2 protein-coding genes are annotated in these 1238 nt (G+C 65.9%); both read left to right on the top strand.

What is annotated here, in order from left to right:
* On the top strand, nt 1-267 hold a 267-nt coding region (locus ACSFBL_RS35605; RefSeq protein WP_435520502.1), incomplete at its 5' end, for a HupE/UreJ family protein.
* 120 nt (nt 268-387) lie between these two features.
* A partial coding sequence (locus ACSFBL_RS35600) for a metallophosphoesterase family protein (RefSeq protein ID WP_475539802.1) occupies nt 388-1238 on the top strand: 851 nt, incomplete at its 3' end.

The following is a 1238-nucleotide window of genomic DNA, read 5'->3' as shown; positions in this document are numbered from 1 at the left end:
TTTCTCTTCGGCCTGGTGCATGGGCTCGGCTTTGCGGGCGCATTGAAGGAAATAGGCCTGCCCGACAACTACCTCTGGGCGGCCCTCCTCACCTTCAACGTCGGCGTTGAGATCGGGCAATTGATGACGGTCGCGGCCGCATGGGTCGTCTACCGTCTGGTGCGGGGCATGCCGGCGATGCCGATGGCGCGCCTCGCCTCGCTCTACGCCACCGGAACGATGGCGGCGTACTGGTCGTTCACGCGCATCGTGGCCATCCTGGCCTGAACCGGCGCCGCGGCGCCAAGCCGTCACCACCCCGTCACCGTCGGCCTCGATAGTTCTTGCGTGAGCCACACGCGTGCTCACCACGCCTCGTTGGCAATCCAGGAACCCGGAGGGCATCTCATGTCGAAACACCGCTTCTCGCTCGTCTGCGCGCTGACGATGGTCGCCGCAGGCATCGGACCGATGGTCAGCACCGCGCACGCACAGCCCGATGCCAGGTCCCGCAGTTCCGACAGCGCAGACAAGGACAGGGGCCGCAACGACGACCGTGATCGTGACAACGATCGCGATCGCGGCAAAGGGCGGGATCACGACAACGATCACGACCATGGCAACGACCACCACGGCCGGCCGCCCGAGCCGATCAAGGTGAAGATCATCGGATTCAACGACTACCACGGGAACCTGCAGACGCCCGGCACCTTCGGCGTCAACACCCTGGTACCCGCAGCGCAGCGCCCCGCCGTGGGCGGCGCCGAATACCTTGCGGCCTACGTGGCGCGCATGAAGGCTCAGAACGTCAACAACGTCGTGGTGGGCGCGGGTGATTTCATCGGCGCGTCGCCCTTGATCTCCGCCCTCTTCTTCGACGAGCCCGCGGTCGAGACGCTCAACAAGATCGGCGTCGAGTTCAACGCGGTCGGCAACCACGAGTTCGACAAGGGTTCGGCCGAACTCCGTCGGCTGCAGTCCGGTGGCTGCAAGGTCACCGGCGGCCTGCCCGATCCGAACAGCTGCAAGGGCCTGGGCTCCAACGCACCGGGCACCTTCGACGGTGCGCGTTTCAAGTGGCTGTCGGCGAATGTCGTCGAGACGGCAACGGGGCGCACCTTGTTCCCGGCCTACGGCATCAAGTCCTTCCAGGGCGCGAAGGTTGCGTTCATCGGCATGACGCTGAAGGGCACGCCCGGCATCGTGACGCCCACGGGTGTGGCCGGGTTGGAGTTTCGCGACGAGGCGCAGACCGTCAA

Source organism: Variovorax glacialis (assembly GCF_051216375.1).
Taxonomy (GTDB): domain Bacteria; phylum Pseudomonadota; class Gammaproteobacteria; order Burkholderiales; family Burkholderiaceae_C; genus Variovorax.
This window is presented reverse-complemented; position numbering and strand designations above follow the sequence as displayed.